We start from the raw sequence: 21408 nt of genomic DNA, 5'->3' as shown, positions 1-21408 counted from the left end.
CACTCACGCGGGCGTACCTCGCTCCACTGGTTGCGGGGGCTGCAGGGGCTGCTGCAGCTCGTGGCCGACGCGGTCGCGCTGCCGGCGACGACGATAGGTGATGAGCACCACCGCTGTGTGCAGGACGAGGAAGAGCATCACGAGTCGTCCCGGCCAGACGCCGAGCCGGACGGCGAGGGTGCGGGTCGTGCTGAGGCCGACGTCCTCCACGAGGACCTCCTGCCCGCGCGCCGGGACCGAGGCGACCACGGTGCCGTCAGGGCGTACGACGCCGGAGATGCCGTTGATCGCGGCCACGACCACCCAGCGTCCGGTCTCCTGCGCCCGCAGACGGCTGATCTCGAACTGCTGCGCGAGCTGGCCGGTGCGGCTGAACATCGCGTTGCTCGTCTGCACCGTGACCAGCTCGGCGCCTCGCGACACCTGGCCGGCGATGCCCTCGTCGTAGGCCACGTCGAAGCAGATCGCATCGGCCACGCGCAGGCCGCCGATCCGGATCGGCTCCAGGCTGGTGCCGCGGACCATGTCTCGCGGGACCTCGGTGAGCCGGCCGTAGGTCGACGGCATCCAGCTGCTGCCGCGGAAGGGGATGTACTCGCCGTAGGGCACCGGGTGCCGCTTGGTGTAGCGGTCACCGCTGCCGAGGCCCGGCTGGTAGACGATCCCCTGGTTGAGCACCTGGGTGTCGTCGAGCGGGTTGCTGTTGGTGCCGCCCACGAGGATCGGCACGCCGATCGCGTCGGAGGCCGCGACGATGCCGGCGTGGACCTCGGTGTCGAGGAACGGGTCGACAGCCGTGGAGTTCTCCGGCCAGACCACGAAGTCGGGGAGCGGCTTCTCCCCCGCGGCGACCGCGTCGGCGAGGTCCTCGGTGAGCCGCACGTGGTTGGCCGTCACCTCGCGGTGGACGGCCGGCACGTTGAGGCCCGTGCCGGGCACGTCGCCCTGCACGGCCGCGACCGTGGCCGTGCCGCTGCGCTCGAGTGGGAACGGCACGAGCGCGGGCGCGAGGGTCACCACGGCCAGCCCGGCCACGACGGCGTACGTCGTCCGGGTGGGCGAGCGCACCTGCAGCACGACCCACGCGAGCGTCGTGCCCGTCAGCGCGACGAGGAAGCTGACGCCGACCATGCCGATCCACGGCAGGGCGTCGGCCCACGGGGTGCCGGCCGTCGCGTAGACCAGCCGGCCGAACGGCATCCCGCTGAAGGGGAATCCGCTGCGCAACGTCTCGATCCCGACCCACCACAGCGCGGCGAGGACCGGCCACGCGCGCACCCGCATGCTCCACGAGATCCCGATGCCGAGGGGCACGAAGAAGGCCGCTTCCATGGCGCACATCGCGATCCAGGCGTCCGTGCCGACCGAGCGCATCCAGACCATCACGGCGTAGACGAAACCCACCCCGAAGACCAGGCTCGGGAGCCACGCCCGACGCGGCTCCAGGCCGCGCACGCACAGGACGAGCACCGCGATCGCGGGGGGCATCAGCCACGAGTAGCCGACCGGCTCGAACGCCGCCGCCAGCACGAGCCCGCCGGCGAGGGCGAGGAGGCAGCGGAGCAACACGCACAGACCGTAGCCGACGGCCCGATGGGGAGCATCGAGCGCCTGCAGCGGTGCGGGAGGAACCGGGGGGCTTCGGACCAACACGCACTCGTCTGGCTGACGAGCGCGCGAAGTTGTCTACGGCCCTGTGGTCCCTCCCGCATCCAGCCCCCGCGGGGCGCCGTCGACCGGTCGACGGGCGGTGGGCACCGCTGGCTCCGCGTGCCCCACGCTCGTCTCCGCTCTGCCGAAGGCGCCACCCGCGAGCTGCACAGGCGGACCCCGGAACCCTCTCGTCCTCGCGAGGAGGTGTCAACACGCCCCTGACCTGCGACGACGTGCGTTCCTGCAGGTCAACGGACCGGGGGCCGGGCGAAACTCGTCCGACAAATCTCAGCCCCGTCGGCGTGTCGGCGCATGACACGCCGACGATGGGGTATCAGTCGCGCGGTGCGGGCGGGACGACGACCGTGCCCGTGGCGGTCGTGGCGACCACCGGCGGGTCCAGGACCTCCGCGCGCCCCGGTGCGGCGTCGCTCGGAGCGCCCCTCCCGACGACGTTCACGGCGAAGTCCATCACCCGGCTGCGGGTCCCCTCCTTCACCAGCGTCGCGGTGATCTCGAGGACGTCGCCGGCCCGGACCGGCGCCCGGAACTGGACGTCGGAGTAGGACGCGAACAGCCCTTCGTCGCCGTCGAGGACGATGCACATCTCCGTGGCCACGTCGCCGAACAGGCCGAGGCTGTAGGCCCCGTCCACGAGGTTGCCGGCGTAGTGCGCGTGGGAGTAGGGGACGTAGCGGCGGTGGGTGACCACGGTGCCGGTGCGGTCGTCGTTCATGAGGCCTTCTCCTGGGTGAGTCGGTGGACGATGAACGACGCGACCTCGCCCGGCGTCGTACCCCTGCTGAAGACGCGGTCGACACCGAGCTCGCCGGCCATCGTCTCGTCGAAGCGGGGTCCGCCGACGACGAGCAGGGGGCGCTTGGCGGCCGGGTAGGCCTCGCGGAAGGCCGCGGACATCTCACGCGTGTTGAGCAGGTGGGCGTCGCGCTGGGTGACCACCTGCGAGACAAGCACGGCGTCGGCCTTCTCCTCGCGGGCGGCCTCGACCAGCTGCGGGACGGACACCTGGGCGCCGAGGTTCACGACCTTGAGCTCGCGGTAGTACTCCAGGCCCTTCTCCCCCGCGAACCCCTTGATGTTGAGGATCGCGTCGATGCCGACGGTGTGGGCGTCGGTGCCGATGCAGCCGCCCACGACCACCAGGCGGCGCCGCATCGACCGCTTGATCGCGGCGTTGGCCTCCTTGGGCGTCAGCAGCGGGTAGTCGCGCTCCACGACCTCGACCGTGCTGGGGTCGACGAGGTGGTTGACCCGGCCGTAGACGACGAAGAAGGTGAAGCCCTCCCCCATCGGCTTGGCGTGGACGACCAGGGCCGGGTCCATGCCCATCTTGTTGGCCAGCTGCGCGGCAGCGCCCTCGGCGACCTTGGAGTGCTCGATCGGGAGGGTGAACGACAGCTGCACCATGCCGTCGCCGGTGGTGTCGCCATACGGTCGGATCAGACTCACTTCTCCTCCAGGATCTCGGTCGCCGGGTTGTAGTAGTCGGGCGCCTTCTCGGCGACGCCGTCGAGGCCCCTGCCCTTGTCGGCCGGGCGCTTCATCAGGCCGAAGGTGCCGTCGGCGATCGCCGAGAGCAGCGGCGGCTCCCCCGGCACGCTGCGGTCGGCCTTGATGTCCTCGAGCAGGCCGACCGCCTCGCCCAGCACCTCCCGGGCGCGCGAGGCGATGAAGCCGTCGGGCGAGGGGTGGAAGTCCTCGCGCAGGTTGCCGGCGGCGTTCATCACGTAGCGGACGTTCTGCAGGGCCAGGTCGCGGTCGGAGATCCACGGCGTCACGACGGCCTCGGTCATCATGCCGACGAGCAGGATGCCCTGGCCGGTCATGGCGCCGACGAGGTTGAAGAAGCCGTCGAGCAGGTAGCCCTTGAAGATGTCGCCGGTCATGTGCCGGGTGGGCGGCATCCACTTGAGCGGCGCGTCCGGGAACAGCTCGCGGGCGAGCATGGCGTGGGCCAGCTCGAGTCGGAACGAGTCGGGCACCTCAGGGTCGATCTCGAAGGCGTGGCCCAGGCCGAGCTGCCAGTCCTCGAGCCCGGCCTCCTTGGCGAAGTACTCGTTGAGCAGCTGGCTCGTCGTGACCGTGTGGGCGGCCTCGATCGCGTCGGCGGTGGTGAGGTAGTTGTCCTCGCCGGTGTTGATGATGATCCCCGCGCGTGCGTGGACCTGGCGGCTGAAGCGCTGGTCGACGAAGGTGCGGATCGGGTTGATGTCGCGGAAGAGGATCCCGTACATCGAGTCGTTGAGCATCATGTCGAGCCGCTCGAGCCCGGCGAGCGCCGCGATCTCCGGCATGCACAGCCCGGAGGCGTAGTTGGTGAGGCGGACGTAGCGACCGAGCTCCCTCGACGTCTCGTCGAGGGCGGCCCGCATCAGGCGGAAGTTCTCCTGCGTGGCGTAGGTGCCGGCGAAGCCCTCGCGAGTGGCGCCCTCCGGGACGAAGTCGAGCAGCGACTGGCCGGTCGAGCGGATCACGGCGATGACGTCGGCACCCTCGCGGGCGGCGGCCTGCGCCTGCGGGATGTCCTCGTGGATGTCGCCGGTGGCGACGATGAGGTAGATCCAGGGCTTGCTCGGGGCGTCGCCGACCTTCGCGATCATCCGCTCGCGGGCGACACGCTGCCGGTCGACCTGCTTGATGCCGGCCCCGACCGCCTTGCGGGCGGCAGTGCTCGCGCGCTTCGCGTCCTTGCCCTCGGGCACGCGGAACGTCACCGAGCCGGCGGCCGCCTTCTGGGCGAGCGTGAGCAGGTCGTCACCCTCGCCTCGGAGCAGGGCGTCCCACACCGGCAGGCTGACGCCGTGCTCGAGCCCGACGTCGGCGCGTACGACGTCGGCGAGCCGGTTGACCCACGGGGTGCCGTCCGGGTCGGCGCCGCCGAGCCCGGCCAGGCGCAGGGTGGCGCGCTCGACGCTCACCGTCGTGTGGCGCTGGGCGAGGTCGACGATCGGCTTGCCGACCTGGCGGGCCAGCGTGCGGGCACGGCGTACGTCGCCGCGGTCGATGCCGAGCGCGCTCGTGGGGCGGGCCATGTCAGATCCTCCGCTCGAAGAGTCCGCGGACACCGGCGTCGCCACGCAGCAGCTCCATCGCGTAGGCCGCGTGGCCGGGGACGTAGCCGTTGCCGACGAGCATCCGCACGTCGGCGGCCAGGCCCTCGGCGCCCAGGGCGGCGGCGCTGAAGCTGGTGGCCATGGAGAAGAAGATCACGGTGCCACCCTCGGCGGTGGCGAGGATCGCGCCGCCCTCGCACCCGGGGACGTCGACGCACACGACGGTGACGTCGGCCGGCCCGCCGGCGGCGGTGACGGCGTCCCGCAGCGCGATCGGGTCGCGGGCGTCGGAGACCGCGACGGCGTCGGCGAGGCCGGCGGCGGTGAGGAGGTCGTGCTCGGCCTCGTGGGGCACGACGCCGATCGTGCGGGAGGCGCCGGCCTTGCGGGCGGCGGCCAGGCTGAGGGAGCCGGACTTGCCCGCTCCCCCGATGACCGCGACGACCGGGGCGTGCCCGCGGGCGACGTACTCCTCCACGACGCGGGCGGTGAGAGCCGGAGCGCCGCAGACGTCCATCACGCTGAGCGAGAGGGCCGGGTCGAGGTCGTCGGGGATGACGGCGGCGATCGAGCGGCCGAACAGCACGGCGTAGCCGTCGCACGGCACCTGCTCGCTGTCGCCGTCCCATCGGGCCAGGCCGTCCTCGATGACGAGCGGGGTCAGCGTGAGGCTGACCAGGGTCGCGACGCGGTCCCCCACCGCGAGGCCGAGCGGCGACTCGGGACCGACCTCCTCGACCGTGCCGACGAGCATCCCGCCGGAGCCGGTCTCGGGGTTCTGCATCTTGCCGCGGGTGGCGACGATGTCGAGCACCTCAGCGCGGACGGCGTCGCCGTGCCTCTCGCCGTACTTCGTGTGCTTGCGCTCGAGCTGGCGGAACGACGCGGCGTCGAGGTTGAGCCGCTCGACGCGGATGCGCACCTCGTCGGGCCAGAGCTCGGCGCGGGTGTCGAGCCGCCGGGCGGCCTGGGGCAGCACGGCGCCGTCGTCGAGGACACGGTGCAGGCCGGTCGGGTCGCTGGTGCGGACGTCCGCCTGGATGTCCGAGGAGGTGTTCATGCAGGGCATCCTTCTAGGTTCGTCGCGTAGAACCGCAAATCTTGCGGCGTGGCATTGGACTCGCCGCATGTTCTCCACGTACTCTCCCAGATGTGTCGCCGCACACACAACCGGCGCGCCGTCAGACCTGACCCCCGCCGCTCACCGCGGTCCGGGGCCACCGCGAGGAGAACCCATGAGCATCGAGACCGCCACCTCGCTGGAGGGGGCACTCGCCACCGGCCAGCCCTACCCCTACCAGCGGGTCGAGCTCGTCGAGCCCGACTGGACGCGCTTCCCGGGCTGGTCCGACGTGACCGCCGCGGACTGGGCCTCTGTCCAGTGGCAGCGCGCCCACTGCATCAAGAACGTCAAGCAGCTGCGGGAGCTGATGGGCGATCTGATCGACGAGCGCTTCTACGCCGACCTCGAGCGCGACCAGGCCGAGCGGGCCACGATGTCGATGCTCGTGCCGCCGCAGATGATGAACACGATGGTGCCGACCGTGACGCCGGCGGGCCCGGGCTCGCTCACCGAGGCGTTCTACGCCGACCCGGTGCGCCACTACATGGTCCCGGTCTTCAGCGACCGCCGCACCGACTGGCCCTCCCACCCGCACGCCGCGCGCGACTCGCTCCACGAGCACGACATGTGGGCGACCGAGGGCCTCACCCACCGCTACCCCACCAAGGTGCTCGCCGAGCTGCTGCCGACGTGCCCGCAGTACTGCGGCCACTGCACCCGCATGGACCTCGTCGGCAACTCGACCGCGGTCATCGACAAGCTGAAGTTCGCCGGCAAGCCCAACGACCGGCTCGGCGACATGATCGACTACCTGCGTCGTACGCCGTCCGTGCGCGATGTCGTGGTCTCCGGTGGCGACGTCGCCAACATGCCGTGGCCGCGCCTCGAGGCGTTCCTGATGTCGGTGCTCGAGGTGGACAACATCCGCGACATCCGGCTCGCGACCAAGGCGCTCATCGGCCTGCCGCAGCACTGGCTGCAGCCCGACGTGGTCGAGGGCGTCGCCCGCGTCGCCGCCGTCGCCCGCTCGCGCGGCGTCTCGCTGGCGATGCACACCCACGCCAACCACGCGAACTCGATCACGCCGATCGTGGCCGAGGCCTCGCGGGCGATGCTCGACGCCGGCCTGCGCGACGTACGCAACCAGGGGGTGCTGCTCGACGGCGTCAACGCCGACCCGCACACCCTGCTCGACCTGTGCTTCCGGCTCCTCGACGGCGCGCAGATCATGCCCTACTACTTCTACATGTGCGACATGATCCCGTTCTCGGAGCACTGGCGGGTCTCGCTCGCCGACGCCCAGCGCCTGCAGCACCACATCATGGGCTACCTGCCGGGCTTCGCGACGCCGCGCATCGTGTGCGACGTGCCGTTCGTCGGCAAGCGCTGGGTGCACCAGAACGCCGACTACGACACCGAGCACGGCATCTCCTATTGGACGAAGAACTACCGCACCTCGATCGAGGCCGACGACGTCGAGGCCCTGTCGCGCTACTACGAGTACTACGACCCGATCCACACCCTCCCCGAGTCCGGGCAGCAGTGGTGGGAGCAGCACGGGCGCCTCGACGAGGCGTCGCTCAAGGCCGCCGAGATGGCCGAGGCCTCCCGCCGCACCGCCGCCCTCCAGGCCTGGTAGGTCCTCCGCCGGTCACCCGTCTTCCTTTCAGCGATCCCCGGTCAGCCGGGGATCGCTGAGCTTGTCGACCCGTGCACGGCCTGACAACGTACGGAAGAGCCTGACAACGTCGTGGGGTCGCGCGGCTGAGGCGCGGTTTCGTACGCCCTTCAGAGCCCTGAGCTGTCCACAGGTCAGACGATCGTGCTTGTATCCACAGGCGGACGCGGTTCGGCCCACGCAGCACGCCAGGCGATGCGACGGTGGCGCGATGGAGTCCCGGCTGCGCAAGCTCATCTCGGACCATGGCGTCTTCACCCGCCACGAAGCCCTGACGCTCGGCTACCACGACCACGCCATCTCGATGCTCGTGAAGTCCGGCGCGTGGGTGCGTGTGCGAAGAGGTGCCTACGTCATGGGCGATGCCCGGGCTGACCTGAGCCCGAACGGCCGGTACGCCGTGCTGTGCCGCGCTGCCCTGCGACAGGCGCGCACCGACGTCGCGCTGAGCCACATCAGTGCTGCGAACGAGTACGGCGCTCCGATGTGGGACCTGGACATGACGCAGGTCCACCTCACGCGGGCGGACCACCGGGCAGGTCGCGCGGAGGCAGGCATCGTGCAGCACCGAGGCCGGCTCCAGCCAGGCGACGTCGTCCACCTCGACGGTGTCACGACGATGAGTGCCACCAGGACCGCACTCGAGCTGACAACCGTCCTGGACGTCGAGCACGCGCTCGTCGAGATCGACCACCTGCTGCACCGCAAGCTCACGACGCCGGAGCTGCTGCGCGAGCGGTACGCATCGATGACCGAGTGGCCACGGACGCTCACCACCGACCTGGTCCTGCGGCTGGCGGACGGACGGTCGGAGTCCGTCGGCGAGACGCGTTCACGGTTCCTTTGTTGGGCCCAACAGCTGCCGGCTCCGATCCCGAACTACGCGATCCACGACGCACATGGACGCGAGATCGCGCGCGTGGACCTGGCGTGGCCGACGCTGGGTGTGTTCCTCGAGTTCGATGGCAGGGTCAAGTACGAGGAGCGCCGGCGCCTGGGCGAGAGCGTGACGGACTGCGTGCTCCGCGAGAAGGCACGCGAGTCGCTCATCTGCGAGCTCACGGGATGGCGGTGCATCCGCCTGGTCTGGGCGGACCTCTACCGTCCGGACGAGACAGCCGCCCGGATCCGCCGGCTGTTCCGTACGGAAGCGGCCTGACCCAGGGTTGTCAGGCTTTCCTGGAGGTTGTCGGCCCGTGCACGGCCTGACAAGTTCAGCGATCCCCGGCCGACCGGGGATCGCTGCCGCACGCAGAGGTCTGCTAGAGCCGGGCGAGGAGGGCCGGGGCGCCGGTGCCGGTGAGCTCGTCGGGAGCGACGGGGCGGCCGTAGAGGACCARCAGGAGGGTCTCGGCCGGCGCCAGGACGTCCGGGCCGGACCCACACGTCCAGTCGGTGTCGCTCGCCACGAGGCGTACGCCGGCGACCCGGCGTCGCGCGCTCCCGCCGACGACGACGTTCATCGGCCAGGGCGTGCCGAGGACGAACCCGGCGAGCGGGGCGAGCGACTCGACGGGCACCTGTCCCGGGAGCCCGAGGGGCCGGCGTACGTCCAGCCCGTGCACGACGGCGTCAGCCAGGGCGGCGACCGGGGGCATGCCGATCGGGGTCGCGCCGGTCCGCGCGTTGTCGCGCAGCTGGGCGAGGACGGCGTCTCCGCCGCGCTCGGACCACCCGACGGCCGATCGGGCGATCATCCGGTTCATCGAGAACCCGTGCCGGACCATGGCAGCCGCGCCGGCACGCACGCCCAGGACGGGGGCCCACGCGAGGTGGGCGGCGACGTCGACCACCCGCCACTGGCTGCACAGTGAAGGCCTCTCCCACTGGTCGGGGGTGAGCCCCTCGAGGGTCTCGATGAAGCCCTGTCGGTGAGCGCGGGTCAGGTCCCGCACCGCGGCGGTGACCATCACGGCCAGGGACCTCGCATCCCTGGAAACTACGCCTGTAGTGAGACGGCGGTCAAGAGCGATCGGCGCCGGGCCAGCCCAGGGTGTCGATCACGGCACGGATCCGCGTCGCGGCATCGAGGTCGGGCGAAGGCAGCGCCAGCTCGTGGAGCACGAGCCCGGTGACGTAGTTGGCGAGGACGCCGAGGTCGCGCTGCGGGTCGAGGGAGCCGGCGCGGGTGACGAGGTCGAGGGACCACGTGTCGACCTGGTCGGCACCGGACGCCATCCCGGCGCGCAGTCCGGGGTTCTGTGCGGTCTCGACGAGGATGGCGTAGCGGGCGAGCGTCACCATCCGGTCGGGACCGAGCGCGCGGTCGACGAAGCGGCCCAGCGCCTCGGCGACGCCCGCCGGCGTCGGGTCGACCTCGTCGCGCGGCCAGGTGGCCATCTCCCGCTCGCGGACGATGAACCGCTCGACGATGCCGAGGACCAGCGCCTCACGGGTGCGGAAGTAGTTGGACGTCGACCCCGCAGGCAGGTCGGCGGCCGCGTCGACGGCGCGGTGCGTCAGCCCGCGCATCCCCTGGGTCCCGACCAGCTCGAGGGCCGCGTCGAGCAGCAGCGTGCGACGGTCGACCATCCCGCGGTCAGTCGACGCGACGGTTCTCGACGGGGCGGTTCTCGAAAGGTGTCGACAGCACGATCGTGGTGCGGGTGGAGACGCTCGCGACCGCGCGGATCCGGGCCAGCAGCTCCTCCAGCGCGAGCGGCGTGGCGACGCGGATCTTGAGGATGTAGGACTCCTCGCCGGCCACCGACCAGCACGACTCGATCTCCGTGATGCCCTTGAGCCGGTCGGGGTAGTCGTCGGGCTGTGACGGGTCGATCGGCGTGATCGAGATGAAGGCCGTCAGCGGTCGACCGAGCTGGTCGTGGTCGACGGTCGCCCCGTAGCCCGTGATCAGCCCGCGCTGCTCGAGACGCTTGACACGCTGGTGCACCGCGGACGTCGACAGGTCGGTCGCCTTGCCCAGGTCGGTGAAGGACATGCGCCCGTCAGCGGCCAGCAGCGCGAGGATCTGCCGGTCCTTGGACTCGACCTCGGAGGAGCTCACGCGCGACACACTAGTGCGAGCCGGACAGCGCCTCCACCAGGCGCACGGCAGACGAGCCGAGCCCCCACTGCGCATCGAGGGCGACGACCGCGTCGTGGTCGGCAGGCGTACGGGGACGGGTCAGGTCGTGCCCGCCGAGGTCGAGGTCACGGCGTACGGCGACCACGCGCGGCGCGACGGCGAGGTAGTCGGCGGCCGCCTTGATCTTGCCGCGCGGTCCGGGGCCCATGTCGGAGTCGGGGTCGCCGGCCGCGGCGATGACGGCGTCGATGGTGCCGAACCTGTTGAGCAACGTCGCCGCGGTCTTGTCCCCCACGCCGGCGACCCCGGGCAGGCCGTCGGAGGCGTCCCCGCGCAGCGTCGCGAGGTCGGCGTACTGGTGGGCGTCGACGCCGTACTTGCCGCGCACCCACGCGTTGTCGACCCGCTCGTGCTTGCTGACGCCGCGGGCGACGTAGAGCACCCGCACCTGGGCGCCGTCGTCGACGAGCTGGAAGAGGTCGCGGTCGCCGGTCACGATGTCGACCGCCATGCCGGCGTCGGTGGCGAGCGTGCCGATCACGTCGTCGGCCTCCATCTCGGGGTGCCCCACGACGGGGATGCCGTAGGCCTCCAGCACCGACAGGATGATCGGGATCTGCGTCTCGAGCGGGTCAGGCACCTCCTCGACGTCCGGCTTCGGTCCCGGCACCTCGCGGACCACCCGGTGGGCCTTGTAGGACGGAAGCAGGTCGACGCGCCACTGCGGGCGCCAGTCGTCGTCCCAGCAGCACGCCAGGTGGGTCGGGTCGTACTCCCCCACCAGGCGGCTGATGAAGTCCATCAGTCCGCGCACGGCGTTGACGGGCGTGCCGTCGGGCGCCTTCACCGAGTCGGGCACGCCGAAGAACGCCCGGAAGTAGAGCGAGGCGGTGTCGAGCAGCAGGAGACGGTCGCCGGTGGCCATGGCCGGAAGCCTTCCACATCCCGGCCCGGCCGGTTCCGACCCCGCACCGCAGCGAGCCCGTCGACCCGCTCGCGCGTCAGTCGGCCAGCACGCTGTAGGCGATCACGCCGCGCTTGAGCAGCCGGGCGGTCGCCCGCGCCGTCTCGCGCAGCTCCTTCTCGCCCGCCGCGTCGGCCACCTGGCCGCACAGGTCGAGCAGCTGCTTCATCCAGCGCACGAAGTCGCCGGCGGACAGCCCGGTCACCATCAGCACGTCGTCGAGTGCGTCGCCCTCGGCCCAGCGCCACGCCGCCCAGGCGAAGCCCATGTCGGGCTCGCGGAGGAAGTCGAGGTGGTGGTCCCGCTCGAGCGCGTCGAGCTGGCCCCAGAGGCGTACGAGCTCGCCGAGCACGGGCCGCACCTGGCCACCGGGCATCTTGGGCGAGGTGGCGTCGTCGGCGCGCCGGGCCTCGAACACCAGCGCCGACAGCACGGCGGCCAGCTCGGAGGGGGCGAGCCCGTCGAACAGCCCGGCCCGTATCGCCTCGGCGGCGACGAGGTCCATGTCGGTGTAGATCCGCCGCAGGTGCGAACCCTTCTCGGTGACCTTGTCGCCCTCGAGGTAGCCGAGCGCGGCCAGGACGTCGCAGACGCGGTCGAAGGTGCGCGCGACCGTGTTGGTGCGGTTGTCCACCCGCCGCTTCAGGGTCTCGGTGTCGCGCTGGAGCTTGAACCAGCGCTCCGCCCACCGCGAGTGGTCCTCGCGCTCGGGGCACTGGTGGCACGGGTGCGCCTTGAGCTCGGTGCGCAGGCGTGCGACCTCCCGGTCGGTCGGGGTGTCGCCGAAGGAGTCGCGCTGCTTGGCGCGCCGCTCCCCCGGCGCGTCGAGGTCGTGGGCCTTGGACCGGAGTGCCGTCGCGAGGTCGCGCCGCATGGCCGGGTTGCGCCCGTTGAACGACTTGGGGATCCGCAGCCGCCCGATGGCCTCCACCGGGGTCGGGAAGTCCATCGGTGCGAGTCGCCGCGCCTGGCGGTCGGCGGTGAGGACGTAGGGGCGTGGTTCGTCGCCGGAGTGGCCCGGGTCGATCACGACCGCGAGGCCGCTGAACTTGCCGGCGGGCACGTGGATCACGTCGCCGGGGCGCAGCTTCCCGAGCGACCGCATCGCCTCCTCGCGGCGGTCCATGCGACGCTCGCGCGCGGCCCCCTTCTCGAGGTCGGAGATCTGCCGGCGCAGGGCGGCGTACTCCATGAAGTCGCCGACGTGGCACGTCGCGGCCTCGCGGTAGCCGTCGAGGGCCTCCTCGGCCTTGTGCACCTGCCGGGCCAGCCCGACGACGGCCTTGTCGGCCTGGAACTGGGCGAAGGACTGCTCGAGCAGCTCACGCGACGTCGCCCGGCCGAACTGGTGCACGAGGTTGACCGCCATGTTGTAGGACGGCCGGAAGGAGGAGCGGAGCGGGTAGGTGCGGGTGGAGGCGAGGCCGGCGACCTCACCGGGGTTCATCCCCGGCTGGTAGAGCACGACGCCGTGGCCCTCGATGTCCAGGCCACGCCGCCCCGCGCGACCAGTGAGCTGGGTGTACTCCCCCGGCGTCAGGTTGGCGTGGGTCTCGCCGTTCCACTTCGACAGCTTCTCGATCACCACAGTGCGGGCGGGCATGTTGATGCCGAGGGCCAGGGTCTCGGTGGCGAAGACGACCTTGACCATGCCCTCCTGGAACAGCTCCTCGACGACCTGCTTGAACGCCGGTAGCAGCCCGGCGTGGTGCGCGGCGACGCCGCGGGTCAGCCCGTCGAGGAACTCGTGGTAGCCCAGGACGTGGAGGTCCTCCTCGGGCAGGGTGCGTGACGCCTCCTCGACCCGGGCGAAGATCTCGTCGCGCTCGGCGGCGGTCGTCAGGCGGGTGTTGGCCTGCACGAGCTGGGTCACGGCCGCGTCGCACCCGGCCCGGCTGAAGATGAACACGATCGCCGGCAGCAGGCCCTCACGGTCGAGGCGCTCGACGACCTCGACGCGGCTCGGGATCCACACCCGGCGTCCGTTGCCCACCGATCGGGGGTTCTTGGGCGACCCGGGCTTGCCCTTGCGCGGCGAACGCCGGTCGCGCATCAGCCGCGAGCTCGCCCAGTCGTCGCGGGCGATGCGGGTCAGCTCGTCGTTGACCGGCGCGCCCTCCTTCACGAAGCCGGCGCTGGCGTCGACGTCGGAGGAGGCGAAGAGGTCGAGCAAGCGGCGGCCGACCATGACGTGCTGGAACAGCGGCACCGGCCGCTTCTCCTCCAGGATCGTCGTGGTCTCACCGCGGACGGTGGCCAGCCACTCGCCGAACTCCTCGGCGTTGGAGACCGTCGCCGAGAGGGACACGAGCGTCACCGACTCCGGGAGGTGGATGATGACCTCCTCCCACACCGCCCCGCGCATCCGGTCGGCGAGGTAGTGCACCTCGTCCATGACCACGAACCCGAGGCCGAGCAGCGTGCGCGACCCGGCGTAGAGCATGTTGCGCAGCACCTCGGTGGTCATCACGACCACCGGTGCCTCGCCGTTGATCACGTTGTCGCCGGTCAGCAGGCCGACCTTGTCGGCGCCGTAGCGCTTGACCAGGTCGTGGTACTTCTGGTTGGACAAGGCCTTGATCGGCGTCGTGTAGAAGGCCTTGCGCCCGGTCTGGAGCGCCAGGTGGATGGCGAACTCGCCCACGACCGTCTTGCCGGACCCGGTCGGGGCAGCGACGAGCACGCCGCGTCCGTCCTCGATCTCCCGGCAGGCGCGGAGCTGGAAGTCGTCGAGCTCGAAGCCGTAGAGGCCCTCGAAGTCCTTGAGCATCGGGAAGGGCTTCTCGCGCTGGAACGCGGCGTAGCGCTCGGCGGGCGTGGGCTGGTCGTCGTGCTCGCTCATCAGTTCCTCATGCAATCACGTCCAGCGCGCCGGGGACGCACTCGACGGTCAGGGGCAGCGGGCCGAAGCGCTCGCCGTCGGCGTACGACACGATGCCGGGCGCCGCCACGGTGACGGTCCGCACCCGCCGGTGGACGTACTCCGCCACGCCGTCGATCGTCCCGGTGAACAGCCGCGGGTAGGAGCGGACCAGCTTGGGCTTGCTCATCCGGGTGATGACGACGACGTCGAGCAGCCCGTCGTCGAGGAGGGCGCCCTCGGTGATCCGGAGCCCGCCCCCGAACGACGGTCCGTTGCCCACGGCGACGAGCATCGCCTCGTGCTCGACGGTCTCGCCGTCGAGCTGCAGCACGTAGGGGATCGGGCGGAAGGTGCGGAGCTCCGCGAGCGTGGCGAGGTTGTAGCGCATCTGGCCACGGGGCCAGGTCATCGCGTTGGCACGCTCGTTGACGATCGCGTCGAACCCGGCGGCCAGCACGGTCACGAACCACCGGTCGCCGCTGCGGGCCAGGTCTATGGTGCGCCGACGCGAGGCGATGACCCGGTCGGCGGCCGCCACGGGATCGGTGCGCGGGAGGTCGAGGTAGCGCGCGAAGTCGTTGCCGGTGCCGCTGGGGATCACGCCCAGGGGTACGCCGGTGCCGGCCACAGCCTGCACCCCGAGGTGCACGAGGCCGTCGCCGCCGCACACCACGAGCGCCTCGACCCCGTCGGCGACGCACGCGCGCGCCAGGTCGGCCGCCTCGTCGGCGTCGCGACCCGCGAGGTTGCGCACGACGAAGCCGCTCTCCCGCAGCCGGGCCAGGGCGACGTCGCGGTGGCGTGCTCCCCGCCCGCGACCCGACGTCGGGTTGGTCAGCAGGGCGATCTCCCGCCCCCGCACGAGGCGGTCGGGCGCAGCCGGGTCGTGCATGGCGCCAACCTATCCCCCGGCACCGACCGGGCGGCTCGACTCTCCCGGACCCCCGGGTGGCGGTGGCGGTCAGCCCAGCCGCAGCAGGACGGCGTACCGCTCGGCGCGTGCTCCGACTGCCCGGGCCAGCCGGCCGAGGGCGTCGAGCACCAGCTCGGGGCCGAAGCGGGTCCCCGGGACGGCCAGGACCATGCGCGAGCCGTGCTCGCCGATCACGACCTGCCCGTGGCGCCACGCCTGGTGGACCCGCAGCCGGGTCGCGTCGTCCACGACCGGCTCCGGGTAGGCCTCGTCGACGGCCAGCAGGTCGCACACGATCTCCTGCGACGCCCCTGCCGGGTGGTCGGACGGGTCCGCCGCCAGCCGACCGCGGACGAGGTGCCCGGTCTGCAGGCCCTCGTCGGCGCGCCAGACCACGTCGCCGGTGCCGAGCCACTCCGGCAGGTCGAACGGGTCGATGTCGGTGAGGGTGGCCTGCATGGGTCCACCCTGTCAGAACCGGTTGGGGTGCCTCAGATGGAGGACAGCTCGTCCGGCGAGAGGCCGGCGTTGGGAGCGCGACGGGCGCGGCGCTTGTCGTTGAACCGCGCGATGGCCTCGGAGGCGAAGAACAGCAGCACCATCGGGACCGCCATCAGGGTCATCGTGAAGGGATCGGCCGAGGGGGTCGCGACGGCGGCGAAGATGAAGGTGCCGATGACGATCCACGGTCGGTAGGCCTTGAGGGCGGACCCCTTCACCACGCCGGCGAAGTTGAGCAGCACGACGAAGACCGGGATGTTGAAGGCCAGCCCGAACACGAAGAGCGTGCGGGTGAAGAACTGCAGGTAGTCGTTGAAGTCGATCAGGTTCGTGACGCCGTCGGGGTTGAAGCCGATCAGCACCTCGAGCGCGATCGGCAGGGTGACGTAGCCCAGGACGATGCCGGTGAGGAAGAGCGGTCCGGCGACGGCCACGAAGACGCGGCTCATCTTCCGCTCTTGGGCGTAGAGCCCGGGCAGCACGAACGCCCAGATCTGGTAGAGCCAGTAGGGCGCGGTCACGATGGCGGCGGCGAAGCCGCACAGGGTCAGCCAGAGGAGCAGGCCTGCGCCTGCGCCGCTGGTCGTGGCGATCGACGTGCCGGGCGCCAGTGTCTTCTGGGCCTCTTGGTAGGGGCCGTAGACCGCGTCGTAGATCGCGTGACGGAAGACGATCGCCACCGCGAGCGCGACGCCGAACACCAGCAGGCAGCGCAGCAGCCGCGCGCGGAACTCGCGGAAGTGGTCGGCGAGTGCCATCCGTCCGTCGGGGCCGACGGCGTCGGACGACGGCCCCTTGAACAGGCCGACGAGACCGGCGATCCTCAATCTGGACTCCGGCGATCAGGCGGTGGTGTCGTCGCGCCGCTCGCGCAGCACCTCACCGGAGGTGTCGTTGCGCACCTCGCCACCCGCGGCCGGGTCGCGGGCCTCGTTGCGGGCCTCGATCTCGCGCTGCTCCGGGGTCTTGTCGTCGTCCTCGTCGTCGYGGAGGCTCTTGGTCTCCGTCTTGAAGATGCGCAGCGCCTGACCCGAGCTGCGGGCCAGGTCGGGGAGCTTGGCGGCACCGAACACGAGCACCACGATCGCCAGGATCACGAGCCACTCCAGGCCCTGCGGCATGCCGATCATCGGGTTGATCATGTGGGTCACTCCGTCATTGGTGGTGTGGTGCATCACGTGCTGGGGGTCAGTCGGAGTCTACGCCGTCGTCCTCGTACATGCGGAGTGCCGCCCGGGCCGCGGTCGTGAAAGCGTCCGCGTACGCGGCCGGTGCGAGCAGCTCGGCGTGGGGCGCCAGGCGCAGGAGCAGGGACTTCACCCACTCCTCGCTGGCCACCTCGAGGTCGACGTCGATCGTGCCGTCGGGACCCGGTCGCCGGCCGGTCACCGGGTAGTACTCGACGACCCAGCGCGCCGGGGGTGCCAGGCGCAGGGTGACGGTCGTGGTCTCGGCGTCGGTGAACCAGCCGCCGGTGAGGTCGCGGGCGCGGGCGCCCGGGTCGGCGACGGGGCTGTCGAGCTCCGTGGCGGCCACGATGCGGTCGACCCGGAAGGCGCGGTCGCCCCCGGCGGTGTGGCACCAGGCGTCGAGGTAGAGCAGGTCCTCGACCCGGGCCAGCCCGCGGGGATCGACGACGCGGCGGGACTCCCGGTCGCGGGACGGCACGTGGTAGGTGATCTCGGCCTGGTGGCCGTGGGCCAGCGCCGACTCCAGCACCGGGACGACGGCGCTGCTCTCGAGCGGCGTCGGCGTGACGTGCAGGCGGAGCAGGCCCTCGCCGTCCTGGCCGGCGGCCTGCTCGAGCTTGGCCAGGGTCCGCTCGATGACCTCGCGTGCCTCAGCGGGGGCGGTGTCGACCATCGTGCGCAAGGCCACGACGAGCGAGGTGGCCTCGGCGGGCGAGAAGCGCACCGGCCGGGCGAGGTAGTCGGCGTTGTCGACCCGGATGATCCGGTCGCCCTCCAGTGCCTCGAGGTCGACCTCGATGAGGTCGCCGGGCAGCCCGGGCGACACCCCGGTCATGAACAGCAGCCGCAGGTCGCGCTCGATCTGGTCCGCGTCGGTGCCGAAGTGGGCGGCGGCGTCCTCGAGGCGCACCTCGCCGCGTGCCAGGAGGTAGGGCACCAGCGCGAGCAGGCGCGCCACCTGGTCGGGCGCAGTGTCGCCGGTCTGCGTGGTCATGACGACTCACGCGATGAGGCCACGGCGCGGAGCCGGGCGACGACGTCGTCGCGCAGGGACTGCGGCGCCACCACGACCACGTCGGCGCCGTAGGTGAGCACCTCGTCGGCCAGCTCGTGCACGGGCCCCTGGACGACCACGGCGTCCCACCCGGGACGGTCGGCGATCGGCGTCAACGACTCCGCTCGCCGGCGCAGGCCGACGCCGGTGCCCTGCCGCACCCGGATCTCGGCCCGGACGGAGGGGTACGACGGCGAGAGCCGCCGGGCGACCTCGCGCACGTCGGTGCCCGGCGGGACGTCGTACGCCCCGGACTTGCCGCTGGCACGGACGGTGCCGACGATGCGGGACAGCCGGAAGACGCGCTCGCCACCGCGGTCGACGTCGAAGCCCACGACGTACCAGCGGCCCGAGGAGCGCGCGAGACCCCAGGGCTGGACCCGTCGGGTGGTGGGCGCGGTCTCGTCGGCGCGCTGGTAGGGGAAGCTGACCTGGCGACGCTTGCCGACCGCGTCCCAGAGCGGCTCGAAGGCCGGCTCGTCGGCGGTGATGGCCGGGGCGACGACCTCGAGGCGTGACGGGTCGATCTCGACGCCCTGCCCCTTCAGCTTGGCCAGCGCCCGGCCCGTCGCCTTCGCGAGGGTCGCCTGCTGCCAGACCTGGGCGGCCAGGCCGAGCACGGCCGCCTCGTCGGACTCGAACCGGATCTCGGGGAGCGAGGTCTGCTCGGTCGGGATGCGGTAGCCGATCTCGTCGTCGAAGAACGCGTCAGCGCTCCCGACCTCGATCACGGCGCCGATCTGGCGCAGGGCGTCCTTGTCGCGCTCGAAGGCACGCTCGAACGCCTCGTCGCCGGCCGGCCCGCGGGCGTGCTCGGGGTAGCACGCCTCGCGGATCGCGTCCTTGCCGATGAAGCGCTTGGCGCCGAGCAGCAGGATGTGGAGGTTCATCAGCCGTTCTGCCCGTGGCTGCACCATTCCTGTCCCCCTCTCCCTGCGCCAGTCGGTCGGGTCAGGAAGCGCCGAGGATGTCGACGACGAAGAACAGGGTGTCGGTGCCCTTGATCCCGGCCTGCTCGTTGCCCTGCTCGCCGTAGCCGTCTGCCGGCGGGATCTCCAGGATCACGCGCGAACCGACGGTGCGACCCACGAGGCGCTCGTCCCAGCCCGGGATGACCTGGCCGACACCGATCGGGAACTCGGCCGGCTCGCCGCTGTAGGACTCGTCGAACGGCTTGTCGGCGTCGTAGACCTGGCCGAGGTAGTTGACGGTGAGGGTCTGGCCGGCCTTCACCTTGGCGCCGTCGCCCTTCACGAGGGTGGTGGCGATCAGCTTGCCGCTGGGCTTGTGGGCGGTGCTGAAGTCGAGGCCGGTGATGACACCGTCCTTCTCGACCAGCTCCGGCGCCCAGCCCGCGGGCTTCTTGTCCTCGCCCTGCGGGCCGTCGAGCGGCGGCACCGTCTCGGACCGGCCAAGGATGTCGACGACCGCCAGGACGGCGTCCTTGTTGCCGATGCCGATGTCGGGGCGCCCGCCCTCACCGAACGCCTCCTCGGCGCTGGTGAGCAGCACGACGCGGTCGCCGACCTGGTTGCCGATGACCGTCTCGCGCAGGAACGGCAGGATGTCCTCCGACATCTCCACCGACTGCGGGGCACCGTCCTTGGTCCAGGTGCTCTGGGCCTTCTTCTCGGTGAAGCCGTTGCCGATCCACCAGTTGGCCTTCACGGTGTCGCCCTCGGCGACCTCCTCGCCGTCGCCCTCGACGAGGACCTCGGTCTCGTCCTTCGAGCCGTCGAGGCGGCCGTCGAAGGTGACCTTCGGCTCCGAGCCCTGGTCGCCCTCGATGGTCACCGAGCTGAGGGACTCGCCGCCCTCCTGCGGGTCGCTGGAGCCGGAGCCGCACGCGGCAAGGCCGAGCATGCTGAGGGAGAGGACACCGCTGAGGGCAGCGGAACGTACACGAGACACGGATTCACCTGTTCGATCGGTCGGCGTTGCCCGGACACCCTATCCAGCACACCCCACGCGCACCGCCGCGACACCGCCGCGACACCACCGCGACGACCGCGCGGGCAGGTCACGGGGAGGTCACATGCCGTCGATGAGGCGCTGCACCCGCTCGTCGTACGCCTTGAACGGGTCCTTGCACAGCACCGTGCGCTGCGCCTGGTCGTTGAGCTTGAGGTGCACCCAGTCGACGGTGAAGTCACGGCGCCGCTCCTGCGCGCGACGGATGAACTCGCCGCGCAGGCGCGCGCGGGTGTTCTGCGGCGGCACGCTCTTGGCCTCGAAGATCTTCAGGTCGCTGCTCACGCGGGCGACCGCGCCGCGCTTCTCGAGCAGGTAGTAGAGCCCGCGGCCCCGGTGGATGTCGTGGTAGGCGAGGTCGAGCTGCGCGATGCGGGCGTCGCCGAGGGACATGCCGTGCTTGGCGCGGTAGCGCTCGATCAGCTTGAGCTTGATGACCCAGTCGATCTCGCGGTCCACGAGACCGAGGTCGTCGGACTCGACGGCCTTGAGGCCGCGCTCCCACAGGTCGAGCGCCCGCTCGATGGTCGGGGTGGAGATCTGGCGACGGTCGACGAAGTCGCGGGCCTTGCCGAGGTACTCGGCCTGGATCTCCAGCGCGCTGGCCTCGCGGCCGTTGGCCAGGCGGACCTTGCGCTGGCCGGTGGGGTCGTGGCTGATCTCGCGGATCGCGCGGATCGGGTTCTCCATCGTGAGGTCGCGCATCACCACGCCCTCCTCGATCATCCGCAGCACGAGGTCGCACGACGCCACCTTGAGCATCGTGGTGGTCTCGCTCATGTTGGAGTCGCCGACGATGACGTGCAGGCGCCGGAACCGCTCCGCGTCGGCGTGCGGCTCGTCGCGGGTGTTGATGATGGGCCGGCTGCGGGTGGTGGCGCTGCTGACGCCCTCCCAGATGTGCTCGGCGCGTTGGCTCACGCTGTACGACGCCCCGCGCGGCGTCATCACGACCTTGCCGGCGCCGACGACGATCTGCCGGGTCACCAGGAACGGGATCAGGATGTCGGCCAGCCGGCTGAACTCCCCCGCGCGGCCGACGAGGTAGTTCTCGTGGCAGCCGTAGGAGTTGCCAGCGGAGTCGGTGTTGTTCTTGAACAGGTAGATGTCGCCGGCGATGCCCTCCTCGTGAAGGCGCGCCTCGGCGTCGAGCAGCAGGCCCTCGAGGATGCGCTCGCCCGCCTTGTCGTGCGTGACGAGGTCGACGATGTCGTCGCACTCCGGGGTGGCGTACTCGGGGTGGCTGCCGACGTCGAGGTAGAGCCGCGCCCCGTTGCGCAGGAACACGTTGGACGAGCGGCCCCAGCTGACGACCTTGCGGAAGAGGTAGCGGGCGACCTCGTCGGGGCTCAGCCGGCGCTGCCCCTTGAACGTGCACGTGACGCCGTACTCGTTCTCGATGCCGAAGATCCGCCGGTCCATGGACCCACCCTAGGACCGCGGACCACGTCGGGAC

20 protein-coding genes are annotated in these 21408 nt (G+C 71.5%); 2 read left to right on the top strand and 18 right to left on the bottom strand.

Features of this window, described 5'->3' with window-relative positions:
• Positions 1–3: 3 nt before the first annotated feature.
• The 5 genes from lnt to kdd form a co-directional block, all read right to left on the bottom strand.
• A complete protein-coding gene (lnt, locus tag ACXJKB_RS16200) occupies positions 4–1569 on the bottom strand; it encodes an apolipoprotein N-acyltransferase (RefSeq protein ID WP_457190115.1) in 1566 nt (521 codons plus the stop codon).
• 418 nt (positions 1570–1987) lie between these two features.
• Positions 1988–2389 (bottom strand): 3-aminobutyryl-CoA ammonia lyase, encoded by a 402-nt coding sequence (gene kal, locus ACXJKB_RS16195; RefSeq protein WP_457190113.1) that lies wholly within the window; start codon positions 2387–2389, stop codon positions 1988–1990.
• Positions 2386–3123, bottom strand: a complete 738-nt coding sequence (gene kamE, locus ACXJKB_RS16190; RefSeq protein ID WP_191195630.1) for a lysine 5,6-aminomutase subunit beta — start codon at positions 3121–3123, stop codon at positions 2386–2388. Before kamE ends, kal begins: the two co-directional genes overlap by 4 nt.
• A complete protein-coding gene (kamD, locus tag ACXJKB_RS16185) occupies positions 3120–4706 on the bottom strand; it encodes a lysine 5,6-aminomutase subunit alpha (protein ID WP_457190111.1) in 1587 nt (528 codons plus the stop codon). Before kamD ends, kamE begins: the two co-directional genes overlap by 4 nt.
• Before the next feature lies 1 nt (position 4707).
• On the bottom strand, positions 4708–5787 hold the full coding sequence (gene kdd / locus ACXJKB_RS16180; protein WP_457190109.1) for an L-erythro-3,5-diaminohexanoate dehydrogenase: 1080 nt from the start codon (positions 5785–5787) through the stop codon (positions 4708–4710).
• A 175-nt stretch (positions 5788–5962) separates the two neighbouring features.
• Here kdd and ACXJKB_RS16175 point away from each other — a divergent pair, with 175 nt between their 5' ends.
• Positions 5963–7429, top strand: coding sequence for a KamA family radical SAM protein (locus tag ACXJKB_RS16175; RefSeq protein WP_457190107.1), 1467 nt, complete (start codon positions 5963–5965; stop codon positions 7427–7429).
• A gap of 250 nt (positions 7430–7679) precedes the next feature.
• The gene (locus ACXJKB_RS16170; RefSeq protein WP_457190105.1) at positions 7680–8627 is read left to right on the top strand and encodes a type IV toxin-antitoxin system AbiEi family antitoxin domain-containing protein; all 948 of its coding nucleotides are present in this window, start codon (positions 7680–7682) and stop codon (positions 8625–8627) included.
• A gap of 103 nt (positions 8628–8730) precedes the next feature.
• On the opposite strand, the gene ACXJKB_RS16165 is transcribed toward ACXJKB_RS16170, so the two are convergent.
• From ACXJKB_RS16165 to pafA, 13 genes are all read right to left on the bottom strand, one after another.
• A complete protein-coding gene (locus tag ACXJKB_RS16165; protein WP_457190164.1) occupies positions 8731–9378 on the bottom strand; it encodes a maleylpyruvate isomerase family mycothiol-dependent enzyme in 648 nt (215 codons plus the stop codon).
• 52 nt (positions 9379–9430) lie between these two features.
• The gene (locus ACXJKB_RS16160; RefSeq protein WP_457190103.1) at positions 9431–10000 is read right to left on the bottom strand and encodes a TetR/AcrR family transcriptional regulator; all 570 of its coding nucleotides are present in this window, start codon (positions 9998–10000) and stop codon (positions 9431–9433) included.
• Positions 10001–10007: 7 nt separating this feature from the next.
• On the bottom strand, positions 10008–10475 hold the full coding sequence (locus ACXJKB_RS16155) for an Lrp/AsnC family transcriptional regulator (protein ID WP_457190101.1): 468 nt from the start codon (positions 10473–10475) through the stop codon (positions 10008–10010).
• A 10-nt stretch (positions 10476–10485) separates the two neighbouring features.
• Positions 10486–11421 carry a 5'-3' exonuclease gene (locus ACXJKB_RS16150; RefSeq protein WP_457190099.1) on the bottom strand — a complete coding sequence of 312 codons (936 nt, stop codon included), beginning with the start codon at positions 11419–11421 and terminating at the stop codon, positions 10486–10488.
• 76 nt (positions 11422–11497) lie between these two features.
• Positions 11498–14302, bottom strand: a complete 2805-nt coding sequence (locus ACXJKB_RS16145; protein WP_457190097.1) for a DEAD/DEAH box helicase — start codon at positions 14300–14302, stop codon at positions 11498–11500.
• Positions 14303–14309: 7 nt separating this feature from the next.
• The gene (locus ACXJKB_RS16140) at positions 14310–15215 is read right to left on the bottom strand and encodes a diacylglycerol kinase (RefSeq protein ID WP_457190095.1); all 906 of its coding nucleotides are present in this window, start codon (positions 15213–15215) and stop codon (positions 14310–14312) included.
• Positions 15216–15284: 69 nt separating this feature from the next.
• On the bottom strand, positions 15285–15695 hold the full coding sequence (locus tag ACXJKB_RS16135) for a hypothetical protein (RefSeq protein ID WP_457190093.1): 411 nt from the start codon (positions 15693–15695) through the stop codon (positions 15285–15287).
• Positions 15696–15727: 32 nt separating this feature from the next.
• A complete protein-coding gene (tatC, locus tag ACXJKB_RS16130) occupies positions 15728–16564 on the bottom strand; it encodes a twin-arginine translocase subunit TatC (RefSeq protein ID WP_457190091.1) in 837 nt (278 codons plus the stop codon).
• 15 nt (positions 16565–16579) lie between these two features.
• On the bottom strand, positions 16580–16879 hold the full coding sequence (gene tatA, locus ACXJKB_RS16125) for a twin-arginine translocase TatA/TatE family subunit (RefSeq protein ID WP_457190162.1): 300 nt from the start codon (positions 16877–16879) through the stop codon (positions 16580–16582).
• A 46-nt stretch (positions 16880–16925) separates the two neighbouring features.
• On the bottom strand, positions 16926–17921 hold the full coding sequence (locus ACXJKB_RS16120; RefSeq protein WP_457190090.1) for a helix-turn-helix transcriptional regulator: 996 nt from the start codon (positions 17919–17921) through the stop codon (positions 16926–16928).
• Positions 17918–18871, bottom strand: a complete 954-nt coding sequence (locus tag ACXJKB_RS16115; RefSeq protein WP_457190088.1) for a helix-turn-helix transcriptional regulator — start codon at positions 18869–18871, stop codon at positions 17918–17920. The genes ACXJKB_RS16120 and ACXJKB_RS16115 overlap by 4 nt, the downstream gene beginning before the upstream one ends.
• Positions 18872–18932: 61 nt before the next feature.
• Positions 18933–19892: an FKBP-type peptidyl-prolyl cis-trans isomerase gene (locus ACXJKB_RS16110; protein ID WP_300053334.1), complete on the bottom strand. Its 960-nt coding sequence runs from the start codon at positions 19890–19892 to the stop codon at positions 18933–18935.
• 120 nt (positions 19893–20012) lie between these two features.
• Positions 20013–21374, bottom strand: a complete 1362-nt coding sequence (pafA, locus tag ACXJKB_RS16105) for a Pup--protein ligase (protein ID WP_457190086.1) — start codon at positions 21372–21374, stop codon at positions 20013–20015.
• Between the last annotated feature and the right edge of the window lie 34 nt (positions 21375–21408).

It is taken from the genome of Nocardioides sp. P5_E3 (genome assembly GCF_054049275.1).
This window is presented reverse-complemented; position numbering and strand designations above follow the sequence as displayed.